This window comes from Nocardioides sp., from assembly GCF_050699375.1.
Lineage (GTDB): Bacteria > Actinomycetota > Actinomycetes > Propionibacteriales > Nocardioidaceae > Nocardioides.
In genome coordinates, this window is the sequence record NZ_JBOHDN010000072.1 from 1 (window position 1) to 2,045 (window position 2,045).

Below are 2,045 nucleotides of genomic sequence, written 5' to 3' on the forward strand. Positions count from 1 at the left end.
GTTCTGACGCGCCGACTCGATGAGAAAGCGTGTCAGAACGAGCCGACTCGGCCGGGAATCGTGTCAGTTTGCGCCGACTCGGGCGGGTTAGGTGACAACGCGCTGCAGATCCAGGGAGCAGCCGACCATCGTGGTCGTCGAGCCGTCCGGCTGGAGCTCGTCGAACCAGGTGCCCTGGTCGAAGCCGACCTTGTCGAGCATCCGCAGCGAGGCGGTGTTGCGATGGTCAGGGGCCGCGAAGCAGGTCGTCGCACCCGGATAGCGCCGCGGGATCGAGGTCATCCAGACCCAGGCCATCCGCGGCCCGAGCCCGCGGCCGACAAAGGCCTGCTCGCCGATCGCGTAGTCGAATCCGATCGCGTCCGGGTCGGGGGTGAGCAGGGCATACTCCGGCTCGTCGCTGATCCGGTAGTCCTGGCAGAAGCCGATCGATCGGCCGTTGACCTCGATCACCCAGAAGGTCACCGGGGTCTCGCCGTCGATGTCCGGCCCGTAGTTCTTCATCACCCACTCGGGCGTCGGCTCACCATCGACGGCATACCACCGGTGCACGTGCTCCGCGTTGAGCCACCGGATCAGGTGCGGCAGGTCGCCACGGGTCATCGGTCGCAGCGCCACCACCGGCATCGGTTCGGAGGAGAACTCCTTGACCTCACCGGAGAGATCCAGAGCGTACGCGGGCCGCCCGGCGATCCTCGTCGCCGCGGACGCCCAGCTCTCCCCCGGGCGCGTCACCCCGCCGAGACGCTGTGTCCCGGTGTGGACGGCTACCGGCGTGAACATGCTGACCAGACTAGTGTGGCGCGGGTCAGTGGGCCTGGCCGCCGCGGCGGTCGACAAGCGGCGGCTGGGACGACCACGGGAAGTCGATCCAGCGGTCGGTCTTCTTGTAGACGTAGTCGGCGTTGATCACCGTCCACGGCTTCTCGAAGATCACCGCGGTACGGGCCTCGGCGACGTGGCCCTCGCAGAAGTCGTGCACGATCTCGAGCGTCTTGCCGGTATCGGCGACGTCGTCGGCGATCAGGACCTTCATCCCGGTCAGGTCGACGGCGGCCGGGGTCGGCGGGAGCATGATCGGAACCTCGAGACGCTCGTTGACACCGGTGTAGAACTCCACGTTGACCGCGGAGATGTTCTTCACGTCGAGCGCGTAGCCCAGGCCCATCCCGAGGGCCAGTCCGCCGCGGGCGATGGAGAGCACGATGTCGGGCTCGTATCCACTCTCGACCACCTGCTGGCCGATGTCGTGCACCGCGGTGCCGAAGAGCTCATAGGTCAGGATCTCGCGCTCGGGCTCAGTCACAGATCGGATTCTGACACGACACCGCCGGCGTCATCCTCATCGGCCAGCGAGAGCTCCTCGCGGACGATCCCGAACGCCATCCCGGCGCCGTATCCCTTGCGGGCGAGCATCCCGACCAGACGTCGGGTCTTGGTCTGGTCGTCGAAGCGCTCCAGGGAGCGGAGCTTGCGGCGGACCAAGGTCCGGGCCGCCTCGCGCTCGTCGTCGGGATCGATCTCGTCGAGAGCGTCACGCGCGACCTCGTCGTCGATGCCCTTGCGGCGAAGCTCTTGGGCCAGGGCCCGTCGGGCCAGGCCCTTTCCTGGCTGTCGGCTGGCGATCCAGGCCTTGGCGAAGGCCTCGTCGTCGACCAGCCCGACCTCTTCGAAGCGGTCCAGGAGCTTGGTCGCCAGAGCCTCTGGAACCTCCTTCTTCGCGAGCTTCTCGGCCAGCTCCTTGCGGCTGCGAGCCTGGCCGGTCAGAGCGTCGAGGAGGATCTTGCGGGCGATCGCCTCGTGGTCGGGCTCCGGGTCGTTCTTGGGGTCCGCCGGATCTGCGGGGCGGGGCTTGCTCCGACGGGACCGTGCTGGTTTCCCTGAGCCGGATCCTGGGCCGTTGCTCTTGCGTCGCGACGACGGCTCGACCGACGGTGACGCAGGCGGCTCGAGCGACGGCTGCTTGCCTGCCCATGCCTCGACGCCGAGAGCTATGTCCCCCAACCAGTCGGGCGCAGGACGTTCGTCCACCCAGGGATCCTGGG

General features: G+C 68.0%; 3 protein-coding genes. All 3 read right to left on the minus strand.

Annotated features, from left to right (window positions below; translation table 11 throughout):
- Positions 1-87: 87 nt before the first annotated feature.
- On the minus strand, positions 88-783 hold the full coding sequence (locus tag ACRDPS_RS04820) for a GNAT family N-acetyltransferase (protein WP_431500491.1): 696 nt from the start codon (positions 781-783) through the stop codon (positions 88-90).
- Between the two features lie 25 nt (positions 784-808).
- Entirely contained in the window at positions 809-1,306 is a 498-nt protein-coding gene (locus ACRDPS_RS04825) for a phosphoribosyltransferase (RefSeq protein ID WP_431500492.1), read from the minus strand.
- Positions 1,303-2,045: regulatory protein RecX (locus ACRDPS_RS04830; protein ID WP_431500493.1), on the minus strand; the 743-nt coding region annotated here is incomplete at its 5' end. The genes ACRDPS_RS04825 and ACRDPS_RS04830, both read right to left, overlap by 4 nt.

Excerpts from the sequence above, each read along its gene's own strand:
- ACRDPS_RS04820 (WP_431500491.1), bottom strand. The coding sequence starts at position 783 with ATGTTCACGCCGGTAGCCGTCCACACCGGGACACAGCGTCTCGGCGGG.